Origin of the sequence: Roseateles sp., from assembly GCF_044373315.1 — a bacterium.
GTDB lineage: Bacteria > Pseudomonadota > Gammaproteobacteria > Burkholderiales > Burkholderiaceae_C > JACDQM01.
This window is the reverse complement of sequence record NZ_JBILQK010000003.1, coordinates 44,796-64,480: the sequence shown is the minus strand read 5'-3', so window position 1 is coordinate 64,480 and position 19,685 is coordinate 44,796. Positions and strand designations below refer to the sequence as shown.

Below are 19,685 nucleotides of genomic sequence, written 5' to 3'. Positions count from 1 at the left end.
GTTCGAGGACTGCCCCATGGCGGACTTCAGCGGCGCAGTTGTTGCCAAAGGTGGGTGTATTCCAGCGCCTGCATGGTGGCACGCTGTTCGTTGTCGGCCGCACCACCATGCCCACCTTCGATGTTCTCGAAGTAGAGGAAGTCGTGGCCCTGGGCCTGCATCAGTGCGGCCATCTTGCGGGCGTGGCCCGGATGCACGCGGTCGTCTCGGGTCGACGTGGTGAACAGCAGCTGCGGGTACTTCACGCCGGGCTTGAGGTTCTGATAGGGGCTGTACTTGCTGATGAAGGCCCAGTCCTCGGCCTTGTCCGGGTCTCCGTACTCTGCCATCCAGGAGGCGCCGGCCAGCAGCGTGTGATAGCGCCGCATGTCCAGCAGCGGCACCTGGCAGACCACCGCCTTGAACAGCTCCGGGCGCTGCACCATGGTGGCGCCGACCAGCAGGCCGCCATTGCTGCCACCCATGATGCCCAGATGCGCAGGCGAACTGATGCCGCGGCGGATCAGGTCCTCTGCCACGGCGATAAAGTCGTCATAGCTTTTCTGCTTGTTCTCGCGGATGGCCGCTTGGTGCCAGCGCGGGCCGAACTCGCCGCCGCCGCGGATATTGGCCAGCACCAGCACGCCGCCGCGGCTGTACCAGGCGCGGCCGAAGCCGCCCGAATACCAGGGTTGCATCGAGACCTCGAAGCCGCCATAGCCATAGAGCAGCGTCGGGTTCTTGCCGTCGGCCTTGGTGCCAGCCGGCCAGACCACGAAGTAGGGCACCTCGGTGCCGTCCTTGCTCTTGGCGAACAGCTGCTCGGCGCGCATGCCGGCCGCGTCGAACAGCGGTTTGCGGGCCTTCAGCGCCTCGCGCTCATCGCTGCCGGCCTGGGCCAGATACAGGGTGTCCGGCGTCAGGAAGTCGGCGTAGTTCAGCAGATAACGCTCAGCCAACTCGTCCTTGGCGAGGCTGGCATCGCGCAGGCTAATCAGGCTCAAGGTGCCGGGGAAGGGCGCCTTGACGGCGCGCTGCTTGGGTTCCTTGCCGCTGAAGTCCCATTCCTCCAGCCGGCTGGCGACCTTGTCGCTGATGTTGAGCAGCACGCGGCTCTGCGTCAGGCCGTAGCCCGCCAGCGAGCGTGTGCTGCTAGGGGTGAACAGCGGCCGGAACTTGCGCTCGCCCTTCAGGAAGGACTCGACATCGCCGACCAGCAGGCTGCCGGCCGGGTAGAGCGTCGGGCCGACCTGCCAGTCCTTGCGCAGATCGAGCAGCAGGCGCGCACCCCAGAAGCTGGGCTGCACGTCGGTGGGCAGGTCCAACGCCAGCTGTTTTCCGTCCGGCTGCAGCAGCCAGTGGCGGGTGTTGTAGAAGTCCAGCGCGCGGCTGAACACGGTGCGTTCGAAGCCGCGTGACTTGTCCACCGACACCGAAGCTGCCACGTCCTTGCTCTCACCCTCGAACACGGTGGTGGCCGACGCCAGCGGCGTGCCACGCTTCCAGCGCTTGATGATGCGCACATAGCCCGAGTCGGTCAGCGAACCGGGGCCGAAGTCGGTGCCGACGTAAATCGTGTCCTTGTCGATCCAGTCGACCTGGCTCTTGGCTTCGGCCAGCGTGAAGCCGTCCTTGACGAAGCGCTTTTCCACCAGATCGAACTCGCGCACGACGCTGGCATCGGCACCGCCGCGCGACAGCGACAGCAGGCAATGGCGGTACTCGGGCGCCAGGCAGCTGGCACCGGCGAAGACCCAGCTTTCCTTCTCGGCCGCACCCAGCGCGTCCAGGTCCAGCACCGTTTCCCACTTCGGCTCGGGCTTGCGGTAATCGGCCAGCGTGGTGCGGCGCCACAGGCCGCGCTTGTTGCGCTCGTCCTGCCAGAGGTTGTAGACAAAGTCGCCGCGGCGGCTGATGGCCGGGATGCGGTCGCGCGAGTTCAGTACTTCCAGGATAGCCCCGCGCAGCTGGCCGAATTCGGGCTGCTGCTGAAGCTGCTTCTGGGTGCTGGCATTGCGCTCACGCACCCAGTTCAGCGCACGTTCGCCCTGAACGTCTTCAAGCCAAAGGTAGGGATCGTCCTTGGATGCGGGGGAGGGTTGCGACATAGCGGCAAGAGGCAGCAAAAGGGTGGCCAGCAGGGCCAGTCGGCCCAAGGGGAAACGCAGATTTTTGATCATGCAGGACTCGGTCGTGCGGTGAGTAGCAAGGGGTCATTGTCAGCGCTGTGCGCGCAATGTCTGCTCCAGGAAATCCAGCAAGGCCTGGCGCGAATGCTCGCGCGCCTGCGCCTGGCCGCCCACATGCACGCCGGCGCCTGGATTGACGCCGTTGGGCACGTCGCGCCGCAGCTTCACCGGGGCCTTGCTGTCGAAGCCGTGATACGCCCCGGCATAGCTGTGCCAGATCGGCTTGGGCTCTTCCGCCTCCTGGGCCAGCGCCTGGCAGGGGGCTGCAGGCGTCCAGTCATCAGCCGCGCCGAGCAGCAGCAGCAAGGGGGCAGCCGGACGATAGCCACGCCGAGCTTCCTCGCTGCAGCCAGGGTAGAAGGCAATTGCCGCGCGCGGCCGCGGGCTGGCGTCGCGCACCTCGGGGTGGCGCAGATTGGTGGAGGCCAGCACGGCGCTGCCACCATGCGACCAGCCCAGCAGCACCAGGCGCTGCGCGTCGACATCCTCGCGGCCAGCCAGCCAGCGCAGGGCTGCCAGCGTGTCGTATCGGCGCTCCTGTTGGGTGATGCGCCGCGTGCCGATTCGCTGGGTGCAGAGCTCGGTCTCTCCACGCGGCGTCAGCGAGTCCAGCACCAGCGCGTGATACCCCTGCTGATTGAGCAGCGCGCCGTACTCGCGCATGCGAGCCGACAGACCGCCCTTGGCGTCATAAGGACCGCCGCAGCCGTGCAGCAGCAGCACCGCCGCGCGCCGTCCTGGCTGGGGAGATGGCGACCAATGGCCGACAAGGCTGAGCTCGCCGGCTGGCAGCTCGATGCGCTGAACCTCTGTGGCTGCGCACACCGGCAAAACCGGGGCCAGGGCCAGCAACAGGGCGAGAAGAGCGGCGCCGCGCAGCATCAGCTGCCCTCGCCAGCCTTCAGCACGATGGGGGCGATCTCAACCGAGCGCTCGCCGGCTGACACATAGGCGACGCCATCCTGGATGCTGATCTGCAGTTGCATGCTGCGCTCGGCCAGCTTGGCCAGCGCCTGTGATTGTTCGTGCGGGATCTGTAGCACGGTGACCCGTGGCGCCCGCGTCAGCTTGCCTTGCAGATTGCCCCACCACACCGGTGTGCTGGACGCAAAGCTGATCACCGTCACACGGCCGGCACGCCCATGGGCTTTCATGATGCGGCGTTCGTCAGGCTGGCCCAGATCGATCCAGTGGACGATTTCGCCGCTGAGGTCGATCTGCCAGAGATCCGGCTCGTCGACATCCGACAAGCCCTTGCTGAACTCCAGCCGGCCGCGCAGATCGTCGGCGGGCAGGTTCATGGCCAGCGCCAACACGCGGATCATCATCCGCTCATCGGTCTCGGAAGGGTGGCGGGCAATGGTCAGGTTGTGCTCGCCGTAGACATGGCGGTCCATGTCAGAGACGTTGAGCAGGGCTTTGTAGATCGTGGCTTTGAGCGCCATGGCAGGCCTTGGGAGCGGGGGGCGAAGCCAACGATTATCGTCGCCGGCTCGGTGCCCACCCCAAGGGCAGCATCTCGCGCAGCGTGGCATGATGCCGCCCGGGCTCGTCACCGAGCCCGCCATTCTTTGACTGCGCCGCTCAGGCGCACTGATCCAGAGTTCCGCTCCATGAAAAGCCTCTTTCTCTGCGCCGTTCTAATGGCTGCGCTGCCCGCGCTGGCCCAGACCGCCAACCCCAACGCCAAGGTCGACCCCAAGAACAACAAGGTCAGCCGCCCGGTGGTGGAGAAGCCCAAGCCCAAGCTGATGAGCCGCGACGAATTGCGCAGCTGCCTTCAGCTGGCCGAAGCCAACAACGTGGAGGCAAATGCAATCAAGGAAGCGCAGGCCGCCCATGCCAAGGAGCGCGCGGACTTGCTGGCAGGCAAGGAGGACCTGAGCAAACGTGGGCAAACCATCGGAACCGATGCGGCGCAGATCAAGGCCGACCGTGAAGCGGTGATCAAGCTCAACGAGACCTTGAAGGAGCAACTGCCCAAGATGGAGAAGGCCGACGCCGCCAAGGCCGTGGCTGACTACCAGGCCCGTGCTGCCGCTCTCGATGCCCGAATCGACGCCTTCAACAGCGGCAAGCGCCTGTACGACGCCGATGCCAAGGCCTTCGACGCCAAAGTTGAGTCGCACAACAAGACCACCGAGCCGCTGCGCGTGCGCACCGACGCTCACCTGGACAAGGCCGACGACTGGAAAGCCCAGTGCGCGAACAAGCCTTATGACGAAGCCGATGAGATTGCAGTGCGCAAGGAGCTGGGCCTGAAGTAAGGCCCCGTGCCCTGCCGCGCCTGCAAGGCCGCCGCTCCCAACAGGGCGGCGGCCTTTTTTCTAGAATCCCCCACATCCCAACTGCAACCCACCGGCGGCGCCATCCGCGCTGCACCGGGAGCCGAGACAGCACTCATGAGCAACCCCCTGCTTCAAGACTGGAACACCCCCTACGGTCTGCCACCCTTCGCTGCCATTGACGCCGCGCACTTCGCGCCGGCCTTCGAGGCTGCGCTGAGCAGCCACCAGGCCGAGCTCGATGCGATCGCCAATCAAGCCGACGCCCCAAGCTTTGCCAACACATTGGCGGCATTTGATCGCAGCGGCCGGCTGCTGAGCCGGCTGGAGCATCTGTTCTACACGCTCGCAGCCTCGGCGACGTCTCCGGAACTGCAGCAGGCACAACGCGCGCTGGCCGCGCCCCTGGCTGCGCATGGCAATGCGGTCTACATGCATGCCGGGCTCTTCAAGCGTGTGGATGCGCTGTACGGTGAGCGCCAGGCGCTGGGCCTGACGCCGGAGCAACTGCGCCTGCTCGAACGCATCCACCTCGACTTCGTGCGTGCCGGTGCCAAGCTTCGAGGGGCGGCGCAGCAGCGCTATGCCCAGGTGGTCGAACGCTTGGCCGAGCTCAATACGCAGTTCGCCCAGAACGTGCTGGCTGACGAGAGCGGCTACCAGCTGGTGCTGGCTAGCGAGGCTGACCTGGCAGGCCTGCCGGACTTCGTGCGCGCTGCGGCGCGCCAGGCCGCCGCCGAGCGCAATCTGGGCGAAGGGCGCTACTGCATCACCCTGTCGCGGTCGCATATCGTGCCCTTCCTGACCTTCAGCGAGCGGCGTGATCTGCGCGAGCAGGCCTACAAGGCCTGGGTGGGCCGCGGCGAGAACGCTGGTGCCACCGACAACCGCGAGGTTGCGCGCGAGATCCTGACGCTGCGCAACGAGCAGGCGCGTCTGCATGGCTATGCCTGCTATGCCGACTATGCGCTGGCCGACACCATGGCCGGCAGCCGCGAAGCGGTGCTGGGCCTGCTCGACCAGGTCTGGGAACCGGCCAAGGCGGCCGCTGAAGCGGAGCGTCAGGCGCTGGTCGGCATGATGGCCTCGCGCGGCGAAAACTTCACGCTGGAGCCCTGGGATTGGCGCTACTACGCAGAGAAGGTGCGCAAGGCGCGCTACGACCTCGAGGAAGCCGAGGTCAAGCCCTACTTCCCGCTGGACGCGATGGTGCTGGCCTTGTTTGACTGCGCCGGACAGCTGTTCGGCCTGCGTTTCCAGCACAAGCCCGAAGTGCAGGGCTACCACCCGGACGTCAAGGTCTACGAGGTCCAGGGCGCGGACGGAGCCTTGCGCGGCCTATTCCTGCACGACAACTTCGCCCGCTCGACCAAGCGCAGCGGTGCCTGGATGAACGCCTTGCGCTGGCAGGCGCGCAACGGCCTGGGCGCGCTGCCCATCATCCTGAACAACAACAACTTCGCCAAGGGTGCGCCAGGCGAGCCGACGCTGCTGAGCTTTGACGACGCCCGCACGCTGTTCCACGAATTCGGCCATGGCCTGCACGGCCTGCTGTCGGATGTGGAGTACGAGCGCCTGTCCGGCACCCAGGTGCTGCGTGATTTCGTCGAGCTGCCCTCGCAGATCTTCGAGCATTGGATGAGCGAGCCGGCCGTGCTGAAGAAGCATGCCCGTCACTACCAGAGCGGCGAGCCGATCCCTGACACGCTGCTGGCCAAGCTGAAGGCGGCCGAGTTGTTCAACCAGGGGTATGAAACGGTGCGCTACACCGCCAGCGCGCTGGTCGATATGGCGGCCCATGCCCTGACGGACGAGCAAGGCCCGGACATCACCGAGTTCGAATCGCAGACCATGGCGGCCTACGGCCTGCCGGCGGCCTGCGGCATGAATCACCGGCTCGCGCATTTCCAGCATCTGTTCAGCGGCAGCGGCTATGCCGCGGGCTACTACGTCTATATGTGGGCCGAAGTGCTGGATGCGGATGGCTATGAGGCCTTCGTCGAGGCGGGCAGCCCCTTCGATCCGCAGGTGGCGTCCAAGCTGCTCAAGCATGTGCTGTCGAGCGGCAACAGCCGCGAACCGCGCGAGGCCTACCGGGCCTTCCGCGGGCGTGATGCGGTGGTGCAACCGATGCTGCGCGGGCGAGGGCTGCTGCCGGCCTGAGGCCAAGGCTCAAGCGTGCCCAAGCCGCCCGCCATCGTTCTTGTTACACCGGCGTTGGCGGCGGCCAAGAACGGCAACTGGCAAACCGCTCAGCGCTGGGCGCGCATGCTGCAGCAACGCTACCGGGTCAACCTGTGCACCGATTGGCAGGCCGGCGACGAGGCCTTGATGATTGCGCTGCATGCCCGCCGCTCAGCCGCTTCGATGCTGGCCTGGCGGGCTCAGCATCCCGCGCGCCCCTTGCTGCTGGTGCTGACCGGCACCGATCTCTACCAGGACATCGCCTTCGACGCGCAGGCGCAGCGTTCGCTGCAACTGGCCGACCTCATGGTGGTACTCAACGAGCTGGGTGCAGCGGCGCTGCCCGAGGACTTGCGTGCCAAGGCGCGCGTCTGCCTGCAGTCCAGCACGGCGCGGCATTCGGCGCGGCCCAAGACCCGGCGCCATATGCGCGCGGTGATGGTGGGCCATCTGCGTGCGGTGAAAGATCCGCAGTGCTGCTTCGACGCAGCCCGGCTGCTGGCAGGGCGCCGCGACATCCTGCTCGATCACGTCGGTGCCGCCCTCGACCCTGAGCTGGGCGAGGCCGCGCTTGCGCTGGCCGTCTCGCAGCCCAGCTATCGATGGCTCGGCGCCTGTAGCCATGCGCAGACGCGGGCCCGCATCGCAGCAGCCCATGTGCTAGTGCATCCCAGCCGGCTGGAAGGCGGCGCGCATGCGGTGATCGAGGCGGTGGTCAGCGGCACGCCGGTGCTGGCCTCGCGCATCGACGGCAATGTCGGCCTGCTGGGCGCGGACTATGCCGGCTTCTTTGAGCCGGGCGATGCACAGGGCCTGGCCCGTTTGCTTCAGCGCGCGCGCGACGAGCCCGCTATGCTGCCGGCCTTGGCGCTGCAATGCGCGCTGCGTGCCCCCTTGTTCGAGCCGGCGCGTGAGCGTGCCACGCTGCTTGGCCTGATGGACGAACTGCTGAAGACAAAGACATGAGCGATACGACAAACACCAGTGCAATGCCCGACGAACCTCGCCTGACCTCGCTGTCACACGGCGGCGGCTGCGGCTGCAAGATCGCACCGGGCGTGCTGTCGCAGATCCTCAAGGGCACGGCCAGCCTGCCCATCCCCAAGGAACTGCTGGTCGGCATCGAGACCGCCGACGACGCGGCGGTCTATCAGCTCAACGACGAGCAGGCGCTGATCGCCACCACTGACTTTTTCATGCCCATCGTCGATGACCCCTTCGACTTCGGGCGCATCGCGGCCACCAATGCCATCAGCGATGTTTACGCAATGGGCGGGCGTCCGATCATGGCGCTGGCCCTGGTTGGCATGCCGATCGGTCGACTATCGACGGCCACCATCGGCCGGGTGCTGGAGGGCGGTGCTTCCATCTGCCGCGAGGCCGGCATCCCGATTGCCGGCGGCCACACCATCGATTCGGTCGAGGCCATCTACGGCCTCGTGGCTCTGGGTCTGATCCATCCTTCACGGGTCAAGCGCAACGCCGATGCGCAGCCTGGCGATCTGCTGGTTCTGGGCAAACCGCTGGGTGTCGGCGTGATGAGTGCAGCGCTGAAGAAGGGCCAGCTTGGAGAAGGTGGCTATGCCCAGATGATCGCCAACACGACCCGGCTCAACACGCCGGGGCCGGACCTGGCGGCGCTGCCCGGCGTGCATGCGATCACCGATGTGACCGGCTTTGGCCTGGCAGGGCATGGCCTGGAGATGGCGCGGGGTGCAGGCTGCATGCTTGAGCTTGACTGGCAGAGCGTGCCGCTGCTGGATGGCGTGCGTGATCTGGCTTCGCAGGGCTTCGTGACCGGTGCTTCAGGACGAAACTGGTCGGCCTACGGCGCCGAAGTGGAATTGCCAGCCGCTTTCGCCGCTGAAGACCAGGCCTTGCTGAGTGACCCCCAGACCAGCGGCGGCCTGCTGGTGGCGTGTGCGCCCAGCGAGCTCGATGCGGTGCTGGCCACCTTCGCCCGCCATGGTTTTGCGCGTGCGGCTGTTGTTGGGCGCATGGGCGAGCGCAGCGAGCAGCCGCGCATCAAGGTGCGCTGAGCGTTCTTTCAGGATTTCGCGACAGCGAAGATGGCATCGATGCCGGCCAGGAAGGCGGCGAAATCGATAGGCTTGGTCCAATAGGCCTCGAAACCGGCACCCACGGCACGCTGGCTGTCTTCCGGCGAGGCGTCGGCCGAAAGGGCGATCACCGTGATACCAGCCGTTGCTGGGTGAGCCTTCAGCCGGGCCAGCACTTCGTAGCCGTCAAAGTCTGGCAGCTGCATGTCCAGCAGGATCAACTGCGGGCGCAGGGCGAGGGCCATGTTCACACCGTCGGTACCGGTCGCGGCACATTCCAGATGCAGGCCGGGGCGCATGCCCACCAACTCCGCCACCACCAACTGATTGACGGGGTTGTCCTCGATATAGAGCAGGCGGCCAGAGGCGGGCGTGGCCACGTCGCTAAGGCCTATGCTGTGGTTCTCGGACAAATCACGTCTCCAGTTCGAATGTCATGCCAAGCAGCCCGTGATTGGAGCGCAGGGCTGGCGCGACTGACCCAAGTCCCGAAGTCTAGCGCCTTGGCGTGGCGTCTTCTGCCTTGAGTCACCCACCCTCGCGTGGCACGATGACTGGATTCAATGGGAGGGCAGCGATGCATGTGGCAATACTGACCGGTGGGGGTGACTGCCCCGGCCTGAATGCGGTGATCCGCAGTGTGACCTTGGCTCTAGCTCAGGGCGGCGCCGGTCGGGTCAGTGGCATCCGCCAAGGCTTTCTCGGTCTGCTGGAAGACCGTGTAGTAACGCTTGACCCAGCGGCGGTGCGCGGCCTGATCAATGTCGGTGGCACGCTGCTGGGCAGCCACAACAAAGCCGACCCCTTTGCCTACTTCGGGGCTGCTGGAGCGGATTGCTCGGCGCGCGCAATGGCCTGTCTGGAGCGCCATCAGATCGATGTACTGGTGGCCGTGGGCGGTGACGGCACGATGACCATCGCCGAAAAGTTCGCCCGGCTGGGCGTGCCGGTGGTCGGCGTGCCCAAGACCATCGACAACGATCTGATGCACAACGAGCGCAGTTTCGGCTTCGACAGCGCGGTAGCGGTGGTGGCCGATGCGCTGGGCCGTTTGGAGACCACCGCGCGCAGCCATGGCCGCGTGATGGTGTTGGAAACCATGGGGCGGCATGCCGGCTGGATCGCGCTTGAGGGCGGCGTGGCCGGCGGCGCCGACGCAATCGTGCTTCCCGAGCTGCGCTGCCATGTCGATGGGGTCGCGGCCTTGTGCGAGCAACGCCGCGCTGAGCAGGGGCATGCCATCGTCTGCGTTGCTGAAGGCGCGCAGGTCGACGGCCTGGACGCGGCCGAACCGGGCAGCGTGGGCCAGCGCTTGATGCAGGCGCTCGGGCGACGCCTGGGGCCGGAGGCCGATCCCCGCTTCACGCTGCTGGGGCATCTGCAGCGCGGCGGCTCGCCGACCGCTTTCGACCGAGCACTGGCGACGCGCTTTGGCGTGCAGGCGGCGGAGCTGGTGCTGCAACGACGCTTCAATCACATGGTCGCACTGCAGCAGGCGCGTTGCGTGGCCGTGCCGCTGGCCGACGTGGCCGGTTGCAGCCGCCTCGTGCCGCAGGACGATGAGTTGTTGCTGGCAGCGCGCCGGCAGGGCTTGCTGGTTGGCGCGGAGCAAGGGTAATCCCTCAACTCCGCCGACCCACTGCCGACCGTTCATCGCGGCCATCGGCAGGTGGTCGTGCTGATTCAGGTGTCCGTCGCAGCCGGGTGGGAATCCGGGTTTGCACTGAGCACACTGTGTCCATCGCAGTCGCCATTCAGGCCGGCTGCAGACCCAGGAGAGCTGACATGCAAACGACCATTCCCTGCTTTGACCGCTACGCCAAGCACAAGCTGTTCGCCGTGTTGCTCACGGGTGCCGTCTTGCTCGGCTTGTCCGCATTCTTGCTGCAGGCCCCTGCGCCGCTCGTGGTCCAACAACTGCCGCAAGTTGTCGTCGAGGGCTACAGCCAGCCCAGCCAGGCCGCTGCGCGTGCCCAGCAACTGCTTGAGCAAGCCCCGACGTCTGCCGGCCGCGAGGCACCGGCACAGTTGCCACGCGTCATCATCGAAGGGCGCCGCAGCCCGATCACCTTGGCCTCGGCAGTCACTGGCAACTGATGTCATGATCGCGCCTGTTTTCGGCACCGACTGTTTTCTGGAATGACTGAGACTGGCAAATTCGCATTGGTGACTGGCGCCGGCAGTGGCATCGGCAGGGCCTGCGCCCTGGCGCTGGTCGAGGCCGGCTACCACGTGGCCCTGCTTGGCCGCAGGCCGCAAGCGCTGGAGGAGACGGCGGCCCAGGCCGCCGATCCGAGCCGCGTGCTGATCCTGCCCGCCGACGCGGGCAAGGAAGCCGAGGTGGATGCCGCCTTTGAGCGCGTGCGCGCCGAGTTCGGCCGCCTGGACCTGCTGTTCAACAACGCCGGCATCTCGGCGCCGGCCGTGCCGATCGACGAATTGAGCGTGGCCCAGTGGCAGGCGGTGGTCGATGTGAATCTGACGGCCAGTTTTCTGTGCGCCCGTGCGGCCTTCAAACTGATGAAGAGCCAGAGCCCGCGCGGCGGGCGCATCGTCAACAACGGCTCGATCTCGGCGCATGCGCCGCGCCCAAACTCGGCCGCCTACACATCGACCAAACATGCGATCACCGGCCTGACCAAATGCCTGTCGCTTGACGGCCGCGCGCATGACATTGCCTGCGGTCAGCTGGACATTGGCAACGCCTTGACTGAGATGGCCCAGCCCATGACCCAAGGCGTGCGCCAGGCCAATGGGCAGATTGCCGTGGAAGCGACAATGGATGTGGCCCATGTGGCCTCGGCGCTGCTCTATATGGCCTCACTGCCGCTCGAGGCGAATACTCAGTTCATGACGGTGATGGCCACCAAGATGCCTTTTGTCGGGCGTGGTTGAGCCCTTACTGTGCCAAGGATGCTTGCCGTGATTTCCAAATTCTTTTCTTTTGTGCTTCGAGTCGTTTTAGCCCTCGCGACTCTGGTGCTGGTGCTGTTTCTTCTGTCGGTAGCCGTGGTCAGCATGCTGGGCTTGCTGCTGTGGAGTCTGATCCGCGGCCGCCGGCCTACGGTGGATCTGTCGGGCTTTGCCCGGGCGCGTCAGTTCCGCGCTGGCGGTGGCTTTGCGCGAGCCCGCGCTTCCAGCGCCGATGTGGTCGATGTCGAGGTGCGCGAGGTGCAAGAAATCCGACCCGGCGCTCCGCGCCTGGAGTGATCCGTGGCCGGGCCGGCGCCGGCTCACCAGCGCCGCGTCGACAGCTCGGACAGGATTTCGCCGTAGATGCGGTAGCGATGCGCACTGATCAGGCCGGCATCGACGGCAGTGCGCACGCCGCAGCCCGGCTCATGCTGATGGCTGCAGTTGTAGAAGCGGCAGTCGCCGGCATGCTTGCGCAGGTCCGGCATCAGCAGCGGCAACTGGGCCGGCTCGATCTGCTGCAGGCCGAACTCCTGGAAACCGGGCGAATCGATCAGCGCGCTGCGGCGCTGCGCGTCCATCCAATACCACTGCGTCGTCGTCGTGGTGTGGCGGCCTGAGTTGAGCGCCTGCGAGATGTCGCCGACCTGGGCCAGCGCATCGGGAATAAGCAGATTGATCAGCGTGCTCTTGCCGGTGCCGCTGGGGCCGAGCACGAAGGTGCGCTTGCCTTCCAGCCAGGGCGCGAGCAGCGCGCGCGAGCCTGCGGGGTCGGCCTTCAGGGCCAGCTCCATCACATGCAGGCCCATCTCCCGGTAGGGCTGCAGACGTGCGCGTTGGGCGTCCACGCCCGGCAGGTCGGTTTTGTTCAGTGCAATGCTGGCCGAGATGCCGGCGCTCTCGGCCGCGATCAGGGCCCGTGCCAGCTGCGATTCGCTGAACACAGGCTCAACGGCCACCAGCACCAGCAACTGGTCCAGATTGGCGGCGAAGCTCTTGGTCTTCCATTCGTCCTGGCGGAACAGCAGATTGCGCCGCGGCTCCACCGCCTCGATCACGCCTTCGTCGCTGCTGACCTCGGCCCAGCGCACCTGATCGCCAACCACGCAATCGCTCTTCTTGCCGCGCGGATGACAGACGCGGCGCCGGCCGGTGTCGTCCTCCACCACATAGTGCCGGCCGTGGCCGCGCACCACCAGGCCCAGCTTCAGATGCGCGTGCTTGGCCGTCATTCGGCCGAGGCCTCGGGCAGGGCGCTGACCTGCGCGGCGCAGATGAAGTCGTTGGCGCTCAGGCCGAGCACACTGTGCGTGCTGAAGCTGACGGTGCTGGCGTTGAAGCTGAGCATCAGGTCCGGGTGGTGGTCTTGCGCATGGGCGATCTCGGCTACGGCGTTGGCGAAGGCCATCACCTGGTAGAAGTTGTCGAAGTCAAAGCGCCTGGCGATCAGCTTGTGCTCCGGGTCGGCTTGCCAGCCCGGCACCTGGACCAGCCAGTCAGCGAGTTGTTCCAGGGGCAGGGGCTCGCTCTGGGGTGTGCAGCGGGCCAACAGCAGATTCATCATGGGTGGGGTCATCGGTTCAGCGGGTTCATCCGCGCGATTGCAGGGCGGCCAGGCGCTCAGTGGCCGGCGGGTGCGAGTAGTAGAAGCGGGCGAACAGCGGGTCCGGCGTCAAGGTGCCCGCATTGTCCTCGTGCAGCTTCAGCAGGGCCGATGCCAGCGCACGGCCGTCGGCCTGCTCGCAGGCGTAGGCATCGGCCTGGAACTCATGCTTGCGTGACAGTCCGCTGGACAGCGGCGTGAAGAAGAAGGAGAACACCGGCACTGCCAGCATGAACAGCAGCAGCGCCAACGCATCGTTCGGGCCGGCTCCGTTGGGGCGCACGCCCAGGCCAAGGTAGAAGCCCAGCTGATTGCCAAGCCAGCCGAGCAGGGCAAAGCCGGCCAGGCTGAGCGCGAACAGCGTGACGATGCGCTTGAGTACATGCTTGTGCTTGAAGTGGCCCAGCTCATGCGCCAGCACCGCCTCGACTTCGCTCTCGTTGAGGCGCTGCAGCAAGGTGTCGAAGAAGACCACGCGCTTGGCGGCACCGATGCCGGTGAAATAGGCATTGCCATGCGCGGACCGGCGACTGCCGTCCATCACGAACAGACCCTTGGCCGCGAAGCCGCAGCGCGCCATCAGCGCTTCGACGCGGGACTTCAGTGAAAGATCTGACAGCGGCTCGAACTTGTTGAACAGTGGGGCGATCACGGTCGGGTAGAGCACCAGGATCAGCAGGTTGAAGCCCATCCAGGCACCCCAGGCCCACAGCCACCAGAGCTTGCCGGCCGCCCCCATCAGCCACAGGATCAGCGCGGCAATCGGCAGGCCGATCACGGCGCCCACCAACGCGCCCTTGAGGCCGTCGATCACATACAGCTTCCAAGTCGTGCGGTTGAATCCGAAACGCTGCTCCAGCACAAAGGTGTTGTAGAGCTCCCATGGTGTGTCGAGGATGGCACCGATCAGGACAAAGGCCAGCAGCAGGCCGAGCTGATAGACCATGCCACCGTAGCTCGGGTAGAGCGCCTCGTAGACCCAGGCGTTGAGGGCATCAAGCCCGCCAAGCAAGGTCCAGCCGATCAGCAGCAAGGCGCCGAAAGCGGTGCTGAACACGCCGAAGCGGCTGCGCGCCGCGGTGTAATCCGCGGCCTTCTGATGCGCCTGCAGTGGCACGGTGCCGGCGAACGCGGCCGGAACCTGGCCGCGGTGCTGCGCCACATGGCGCACCTGGCGGCTGGACAGCCAGAACTTCAGCGCCAGCGACAGGAGCAGCGCCAGCGCGAAGGCCAGACTCAGGACGGTGGGATTGAGTGCGGGAATTGACAGCGAAGACATGGCGCGAAGTGTAGGGCTGCGACAATGCCGCCCAGCAAGAACAAGGACATCCCCAAGGACTCCCCCCATGAGCGACACCCCCACGCTGGCCCTGAACGAGCAGAACCTGATCTGGATCGACCTCGAGATGACGGGCCTGTTCCCGAATACCGACCGCATCATCGAGGTGGCCGTGGTCGTCACCGACCCCCATCTGACGGTACGCGTCGAAGGCCCGGTGTTCGCGATCCACCAGAGCGACGAGACGCTCGACAAGATGGACGCCTGGAACAAGGGCACGCATGGCAAGAGCGGCCTGATCGACCGCGTCAAGGCCTCGACCGTCAGCGAGGAAGAGGCTGCGGCGCAGACCATCGCCTTCCTGAAGCAGTATGTGCCGGCCGGCAAGTCGCCGATGTGCGGCAACAGCATCTGCCAGGACCGCCGCTTCCTGGCCAACTACATGCCCGCGCTGGAAGACTTCTTCCACTATCGCAATCTGGATGTGTCCACGCTCAAGGAGCTTGCGCGGCGCTGGAAGCCTGGCATCAACGAGGGCTTCAAGAAGGCGCAGGCGCACACCGCGCTGGCCGATATCCATGAGTCCATCGATGAGCTCGTCTACTACCGCGAGCACTTCCTGAGCCTCTGAGATCCTGGCCATGACTGAGAGCCGCCGCCCCGAGGAGCTGTGGGCGGCTTTTGACTTTCCGCGTCACCCGCTGGCCCGTGAGGATGGCGAACGCCTGCGCGGCGCTTTTTACGAGGCGCCGGCGCAGTGGCTGCGCGCCTTCACGCCGCAGCAGCTGGTCGCGGTGCTGGATGCCGCACATGCGGCGGCGCGCGAGGGCGCCTGGGTGCTGGGTGGCTTGCGCTACGAAGCGGCCGGCGCCCTGGATGCCGCGCTCCAGACGCAGGGCGGTTCCGCCGCGCTGGCCGAGTTCGCGGTGTACCGCTGCGAACCCGAGGCATGGCCTGCTGCCGATGCTTGCCATACCGGCAAGATGGGTTGGCAGGACAGCCAGGACGACGCCAGCGAGGCTGCCCAGATCGAGCGCATCCGCGAGTGGATACGCGCTGGCGACTGCTACCAGGTCAACCTGACCACGCGCATCCGTGCGCAGGCCGATCAGGCGCCCGATGCCGCACGCCTGTTTCTGGCCCTGCATGCATCCCAGCCGGGAGGCTTTTCGCTCTTCTTGCGTGAAGCGGGAGTGGCCAGTGTCTCGCCGGAGCTGTTCTTTGACTGGCGTCCGGTGCCGGATTCGCAGCGCAGCTGGCTGCTGGCCGCGCAACCGATGAAGGGTACGGCACCGCGCGGTGCCGATGCTGTCGCGGACGAGGCCGCCCAGGCCTATCTGCGCACCAGCGAAAAAGAGCGGGCCGAGAACCTGATGATCGTGGACCTGCTGCGGAACGACATCGGGCGTGTTGCCAGCCTGGGCACGGTGCGTGTGCCGCGCTTGTTTGAATTGCATGCCTTACCGACAGTCTGGCAGATGACGTCGACCGTCACCGCGGTCAGCCGCCCGGGCTTGGGCCTGGCCGATGTTTTCGCCGCGCTGTTTCCCTGTGGCTCCGTGACCGGCGCGCCCAAAGTGCGGGCGATGCAGATCATCCGCGAACTGGAGCCTGCGCCGCGCGGCTGGTATTGCGGCGCACTCGGCTTGCTGCAACCCGGCGGCGTGGCCACCTTCAATGTGCCGATCCGCACGGTGGAGCGGGCGCAGGGTCAATGGCAGTGCGGCATGGGCAGCGCCATCACCCTGGATTCACGGCCGGCGGCCGAGATCGCCGAATGGCGCGCCAAGATGCGCTTCCTGCTGCGGGCCGAGGCGCCGATCGCTGCCCTTGAGACTTTGCTGCTGGAGCAAGGCCAGTGGCCCCGCCTCAACGGCCACCTCGCGCGGCTGCAGCGTACGGCCCAGCACTTCGGCATCAAGGTTTCGCAGGCGCGTCTGCGGGATTTGCTGGCCCAACTCGCCACTGCGCATGCGAGCGGCAGCTGGCGGGTGCGCCTGACGCTGGGGCAGGGCGGCGCACTCGACTCGCGTGTCGAGCCGCTGGCCGCGACGCCCACACCGCTGAAGCTGGCCCTGGCGACGCAGCCTATCGACAGCCTAGGCCCGTCGGCCGAGTTCATCCAGCACAAAACCACACGGCGCGAGTGCTATGACGCGTTGACGCGCAGCAAGCCTGCCGAGGCCTTCGATCTGTTGCTCTGGAACACCGACGGCGAACTCACCGAATGCAGCTTCGGAAACATCGCGCTATTGATTGACAATCAGTGGCTGACGCCGCGGCGCGAAGCCGGTCTTCTGCCCGGCGTCCTGCGCGAAGAGCTGCTGGCACAAGGCCGCTTGCACGAGGCGCAGTTGTTCACAAGCGATCTGGCTCGCGCCAGCGCGCTGGCTTTCTTCAACAGCTTGCGGGGCTGGTGCGCTGCTGAGCTTCTTGATCCCCACAGCGGCGAGCCTGTGCGGCCCGCTGACTGATCTTTCCCATCTTTCCTCCCTTTTTCCCCCGAACCCATGGCCATGCCACCCAAGACCCGCCGCAAGGCGGCTGAGCCTCTTGCAACGTCTGCTGCGCCTGAGTTGCAGGCCAAGCCCGCCAAGAAGACCGTGCGCAAAGCATCAGCGCCGGAACCTGCGGCGGTGAGCAAGCCGCGCAGCAAGAAGCCCGCAGCGGCGCCTGCCGTCAGCAAGCCGGCAGTGGCCGAAATGACGCCTGAGGCCAAGCCCGCAAGTCGCAAGCGGGCGGTTGCAGCGTCCAAGTCAGAGCCGGCAGCAGAGCCCAAGTCCGTTGTTGCGCCGATCAAGAAGGTGGCCGCAAGCAAGAAGCCAGCGGCAGCTAAGAACGCCACCAGCAAGCGCACGTCTGCGAAACCTGTCGAAACGGCGCTGACTAAGCTTGACGAGGGCACGGACGGCCACCCGGGCAAGGTCGCGCCGGCAACTAAGGCGCTCAAGTCCAAGCCCGCAGCCGCGCCCGCCGCCAAGCCTGAAGACAAGGCGCAGGGCAGAACGAGCAGCAAGGTTTCGGCAAAGACCGCAGCAAAGCCGGCTACCAAACCAGTGCCAAAGCCTGCTACAAAGCCAGCAGCCAAGCGCGCCAAACAGCCGCGGCCAGCGCCAGCGGTGATCGAGCCAGAGGAGCCCTTTATCTGGACCGCCGATCCAGGTGAAACCCTGTTCGGCGTTTTCGGCCTGCAGGACCGGCAGACGCAGGAGCAGCTGCAAGTGCATCTGCGCGGCGCAGTGCCTGGCGACTACCACTGCAGCTGCGCGTCTTTTGCGTGCAGTGATGAGGCGCGCTGCGTGCACAGCGACTTTTTGTTCGAGTCCTTGAAGCAGGGTGGTGAGCCGATTCAGGCGATGCTGCAGCAAGGGCCTCAGACCCCTTATAGCGAGGTGTGGCTGGCCTATGGCGCGCAGCGTCGCCTGCGTTGGCGTGCCGGCCTCAGCGCTTCAAGCGAGCTGGTGGCTGCCAGCCAAGCTCTGCTTGACGAGGATAAAAGCACCAGTGCCGAAAGCAGCCAGGTGCTGCATCAACTGATGAAGCTGGCCGCGCAAGCGGGGCATGAGCTGCGCGTCGATGCGCAGGTCTGGGAGCAGCTGGCCTGGTCCAGTGATGCCCAACAGCGGGTGCAACGCCTCGAGTCCGTGTTCGCCGAAGGTCCCGAAGGTGCCGTGCTGGCCGGCCTGCTGAACCAGCCTCTGCCCGCCTACCAGTGGGAGGCGGCGCTGTTTGCCGTTTGTGCAGGCCGGGCGCTGCTGGCCGACGACCTGGGCCTCTCGCAGCGCGCGCCAGCTTTGGCGGCCTGGCGGCTTTGGCAGCAGTGCTTCGGGCTGGGCGAGGGCGTGCTCATTGCTCCCGCCGAACGCCACGCCTTGTGGCACCAATCGGCACAGCACTTGCTGGGCGCCTGGCCGGAGGGCCTGACGTTGCGCACACCGGATGCAATCGACGCTGAACCGGCTGGCGATTTGTTGATCGTGGACGCGCTGGATCAGTTCGCACTGCCGCTGCCGCCTATGCCGCAAACGCCTTATGTCCTGCTGCTCTCCGACCGCGAGTTGCTGGGCGACCCCGCGCTCGAAGCCTGGATCGATCGGCTGGACAGCGCCAGGCGCGGGCCGATGGCGCACCTCAAGGGCTTGGTCGACAAACCCTCCAAGCGGCAGCAGCGCGAGGCGCTCCAAAGCGTGATGCTGAGCCGTCGTCGTCGCGATCTCGAATCTGAGCTTCCTTCGACACTCGAGACGCAGGTCTGGCTGGACGCAAGCTGCAAGCTTGAATCAGGAGCGCTGGAGCAGGCACGCACCCTGCTCCAGCGCTGGCAGCGCCTGGCCTATCTGAGCCATGGCGATCAATTGCGCTTGATGCAATCGTTGCAGCAGTTGAAGCAGGCGCGTCTGGCCGAGTCTGTCTGCGCTGCCATGGCGCAGACAGTTGTGGACCTCTTGCCGCGCATCGTGCCCGCTGCCGCCAGCCGCGTGCTCGTGGCCGCGCAGGATGACGCCAGCTTGCTGCCCTTGGCCGAACAACTGCATGCGCTGGGCCTGTCCGTCCACACCGTGCTGTGCCGCCAGGATCGCACCGAGCGCGATACAGCGCTCGCGGCCTGGCGAGGCGAGCAGGGGCAGATCCTGCTTGCTACTGATAGCGCCTGCACCGGGCTGGATCTTGGTATGAACGAAGTGGCACTGATCCATGCTGATCTGCCGTGGAACCCGGCACAGCGGGCCATGCGGGTGCAGCGCGTCGCCGGTGTTCGACAAGGCTTGCCGGTCTGGCAACTGCTGGTTGCTAGCAGCCTGGATGCAGGTCTGCTAAAGGCCCAGACGGGCCAGGCAGAACTGCCGGCGGCCAGCCTGGACGGAGCGCCGGGCGTCCAACCCTTCGTCGAGGTGGCCGCGCTGGGGCAGTTCATGAATGCGCTGCAAGCCGTGCTGGGCGCCATTGAAACGAACGCCTGAGCGCAGCAGGGGCAAACTGCACTGCCGGCGGGCTGGGCGATCCAGCTTCGACCGGCGGGTGCAGGAATTCTTGGTTCTGAGGCTTGCTAGTGCAAACCCTAGCGTGGTATAGTCGCGGTCTTGTTGTTTCGGCTTCGTCTGAACCAACAGTTCGTACGTCTCCTCTGACCTCATTCAGGCCGCCAGGCATCCCCGTCATTGCATGCGGGACCGCAGCGACGCACTGAATACC

Annotated in this window: 18 protein-coding genes; 11 read left to right on the top strand and 7 right to left on the bottom strand. The window is 66.2% G+C overall.

Annotated features, from left to right (window positions below; genetic code table 11):
- Positions 1–26: 26 nt before the first annotated feature.
- The 3 genes from ACIQ67_RS01570 to ACIQ67_RS01560 are packed head-to-tail and all read right to left on the bottom strand — an operon-like array spanning position 27 to position 3,613.
- Entirely contained in the window at positions 27–2,159 is a 2,133-nt protein-coding gene (locus ACIQ67_RS01570; protein ID WP_397532588.1) for a prolyl oligopeptidase family protein, read from the bottom strand.
- Between the two features lie 39 nt (positions 2,160–2,198).
- On the bottom strand, positions 2,199–3,050 hold the full coding sequence (locus tag ACIQ67_RS01565; RefSeq protein ID WP_397532587.1) for a dienelactone hydrolase family protein: 852 nt from the start codon (positions 3,048–3,050) through the stop codon (positions 2,199–2,201).
- The gene (locus ACIQ67_RS01560; RefSeq protein ID WP_397532586.1) at positions 3,050–3,613 is read right to left on the bottom strand and encodes a YaeQ family protein; all 564 of its coding nucleotides are present in this window, start codon (positions 3,611–3,613) and stop codon (positions 3,050–3,052) included. The genes ACIQ67_RS01565 and ACIQ67_RS01560 overlap by 1 nt, the downstream gene beginning before the upstream one ends.
- Positions 3,614–3,781: 168 nt before the next feature.
- Here ACIQ67_RS01560 and ACIQ67_RS01555 point away from each other — a divergent pair, with 168 nt between their 5' ends.
- From ACIQ67_RS01555 to selD, 4 genes are all read left to right on the top strand, one after another.
- Complete coding sequence (locus ACIQ67_RS01555) at positions 3,782–4,435, top strand: hypothetical protein (RefSeq protein ID WP_397532585.1); 654 nt, start codon at positions 3,782–3,784, stop codon at positions 4,433–4,435.
- A 135-nt stretch (positions 4,436–4,570) separates the two neighbouring features.
- Entirely contained in the window at positions 4,571–6,616 is a 2,046-nt protein-coding gene (locus ACIQ67_RS01550; RefSeq protein ID WP_397532584.1) for a M3 family metallopeptidase, read from the top strand.
- A gap of 15 nt (positions 6,617–6,631) precedes the next feature.
- A complete protein-coding gene (senB, locus tag ACIQ67_RS01545; protein WP_397532583.1) occupies positions 6,632–7,603 on the top strand; it encodes a selenoneine biosynthesis selenosugar synthase SenB in 972 nt (323 codons plus the stop codon).
- The gene (gene selD, locus ACIQ67_RS01540; RefSeq protein WP_397532582.1) at positions 7,600–8,676 is read left to right on the top strand and encodes a selenide, water dikinase SelD; all 1,077 of its coding nucleotides are present in this window, start codon (positions 7,600–7,602) and stop codon (positions 8,674–8,676) included. Before senB ends, selD begins: the two co-directional genes overlap by 4 nt.
- A gap of 8 nt (positions 8,677–8,684) precedes the next feature.
- Here selD and ACIQ67_RS01535 read toward each other — a convergent pair whose 3' ends face one another.
- Entirely contained in the window at positions 8,685–9,110 is a 426-nt protein-coding gene (locus ACIQ67_RS01535; RefSeq protein ID WP_397532581.1) for a response regulator, read from the bottom strand.
- Positions 9,111–9,274: 164 nt separating this feature from the next.
- Between ACIQ67_RS01535 and ACIQ67_RS01530 the strand changes: the two genes are divergently transcribed.
- The 4 genes from ACIQ67_RS01530 (at position 9,275) to ACIQ67_RS01515 (ending at position 11,907) form a co-directional block, all read left to right on the top strand.
- The gene (locus ACIQ67_RS01530) at positions 9,275–10,315 is read left to right on the top strand and encodes a 6-phosphofructokinase (protein ID WP_397532580.1); all 1,041 of its coding nucleotides are present in this window, start codon (positions 9,275–9,277) and stop codon (positions 10,313–10,315) included.
- Between the two features lie 167 nt (positions 10,316–10,482).
- The gene (locus ACIQ67_RS01525) at positions 10,483–10,794 is read left to right on the top strand and encodes a hypothetical protein (RefSeq protein WP_397532579.1); all 312 of its coding nucleotides are present in this window, start codon (positions 10,483–10,485) and stop codon (positions 10,792–10,794) included.
- 42 nt (positions 10,795–10,836) lie between these two features.
- Positions 10,837–11,592, top strand: coding sequence for an SDR family oxidoreductase (locus ACIQ67_RS01520; protein ID WP_397532578.1), 756 nt, complete (start codon positions 10,837–10,839; stop codon positions 11,590–11,592).
- 27 nt (positions 11,593–11,619) lie between these two features.
- The gene (locus ACIQ67_RS01515) at positions 11,620–11,907 is read left to right on the top strand and encodes a hypothetical protein (protein ID WP_397532577.1); all 288 of its coding nucleotides are present in this window, start codon (positions 11,620–11,622) and stop codon (positions 11,905–11,907) included.
- A gap of 23 nt (positions 11,908–11,930) precedes the next feature.
- Here the strand turns inward: ACIQ67_RS01515 and rsgA are convergent, their stop codons facing one another.
- Genes rsgA through ACIQ67_RS01500 form a run of 3 tightly spaced genes read right to left on the bottom strand, consistent with a single transcriptional unit; the run spans position 11,931 to position 14,492 of the window.
- Positions 11,931–12,884 (bottom strand): ribosome small subunit-dependent GTPase A, encoded by a 954-nt coding sequence (gene rsgA, locus ACIQ67_RS01510; RefSeq protein WP_397532618.1) that lies wholly within the window; start codon positions 12,882–12,884, stop codon positions 11,931–11,933.
- Complete coding sequence (locus ACIQ67_RS01505; protein WP_397532576.1) at positions 12,839–13,174, bottom strand: 4a-hydroxytetrahydrobiopterin dehydratase; 336 nt, start codon at positions 13,172–13,174, stop codon at positions 12,839–12,841. The genes rsgA and ACIQ67_RS01505 overlap by 46 nt, the downstream gene beginning before the upstream one ends.
- A gap of 25 nt (positions 13,175–13,199) precedes the next feature.
- The gene (locus tag ACIQ67_RS01500; RefSeq protein ID WP_397532575.1) at positions 13,200–14,492 is read right to left on the bottom strand and encodes a M48 family metallopeptidase; all 1,293 of its coding nucleotides are present in this window, start codon (positions 14,490–14,492) and stop codon (positions 13,200–13,202) included.
- Between the two features lie 67 nt (positions 14,493–14,559).
- Between ACIQ67_RS01500 and orn the strand changes: the two genes are divergently transcribed.
- Genes orn through ACIQ67_RS01485 form a run of 3 tightly spaced genes read left to right on the top strand, consistent with a single transcriptional unit; the run spans position 14,560 to position 19,453 of the window.
- Positions 14,560–15,123, top strand: a complete 564-nt coding sequence (gene orn, locus ACIQ67_RS01495) for an oligoribonuclease (RefSeq protein ID WP_397532574.1) — start codon at positions 14,560–14,562, stop codon at positions 15,121–15,123.
- A gap of 10 nt (positions 15,124–15,133) precedes the next feature.
- Positions 15,134–16,966 (top strand): chorismate-binding protein, encoded by a 1,833-nt coding sequence (locus tag ACIQ67_RS01490; RefSeq protein WP_397532573.1) that lies wholly within the window; start codon positions 15,134–15,136, stop codon positions 16,964–16,966.
- A 36-nt stretch (positions 16,967–17,002) separates the two neighbouring features.
- Positions 17,003–19,453 carry a helicase-related protein gene (locus ACIQ67_RS01485; protein WP_397532572.1) on the top strand — a complete coding sequence of 817 codons (2,451 nt, stop codon included), beginning with the start codon at positions 17,003–17,005 and terminating at the stop codon, positions 19,451–19,453.
- The last annotated feature ends 232 nt before the right edge of the window (positions 19,454–19,685 follow it).

Bases quoted from the DNA above. Each gene is read 5' to 3' on its own strand.
- ACIQ67_RS01500 (WP_397532575.1), bottom strand. From the start codon at position 14,492: ATGTCTTCGCTGTCAATTCCCGCACTCAATCCCACCGTCCTGAGTCTG.
- ACIQ67_RS01525 (WP_397532579.1), top strand. From the start codon at position 10,483: ATGCAAACGACCATTCCCTGCTTTGACCGCTACGCCAAGCACAAGCTG.
- ACIQ67_RS01530 (WP_397532580.1), top strand. From the start codon at position 9,275: ATGCATGTGGCAATACTGACCGGTGGGGGTGACTGCCCCGGCCTGAAT.
- ACIQ67_RS01550 (WP_397532584.1), top strand. From the start codon at position 4,571: ATGAGCAACCCCCTGCTTCAAGACTGGAACACCCCCTACGGTCTGCCA.
- ACIQ67_RS01505 (WP_397532576.1), bottom strand. From the start codon at position 13,174: ATGATGAATCTGCTGTTGGCCCGCTGCACACCCCAGAGCGAGCCCCTG.
- orn (WP_397532574.1), top strand. From the start codon at position 14,560: ATGAGCGACACCCCCACGCTGGCCCTGAACGAGCAGAACCTGATCTGG.
- ACIQ67_RS01565 (WP_397532587.1), bottom strand. From the start codon at position 3,050: ATGCTGCGCGGCGCCGCTCTTCTCGCCCTGTTGCTGGCCCTGGCCCCG.
- selD (WP_397532582.1), top strand. From the start codon at position 7,600: ATGAGCGATACGACAAACACCAGTGCAATGCCCGACGAACCTCGCCTG.
- ACIQ67_RS01570 (WP_397532588.1), bottom strand. From the start codon at position 2,159: ATGATCAAAAATCTGCGTTTCCCCTTGGGCCGACTGGCCCTGCTGGCC.
- ACIQ67_RS01555 (WP_397532585.1), top strand. From the start codon at position 3,782: ATGAAAAGCCTCTTTCTCTGCGCCGTTCTAATGGCTGCGCTGCCCGCG.
- ACIQ67_RS01560 (WP_397532586.1), bottom strand. From the start codon at position 3,613: ATGGCGCTCAAAGCCACGATCTACAAAGCCCTGCTCAACGTCTCTGAC.
- ACIQ67_RS01490 (WP_397532573.1), top strand. From the start codon at position 15,134: ATGACTGAGAGCCGCCGCCCCGAGGAGCTGTGGGCGGCTTTTGACTTT.
- ACIQ67_RS01485 (WP_397532572.1), top strand. From the start codon at position 17,003: ATGGCCATGCCACCCAAGACCCGCCGCAAGGCGGCTGAGCCTCTTGCA.
- ACIQ67_RS01520 (WP_397532578.1), top strand. From the start codon at position 10,837: ATGACTGAGACTGGCAAATTCGCATTGGTGACTGGCGCCGGCAGTGGC.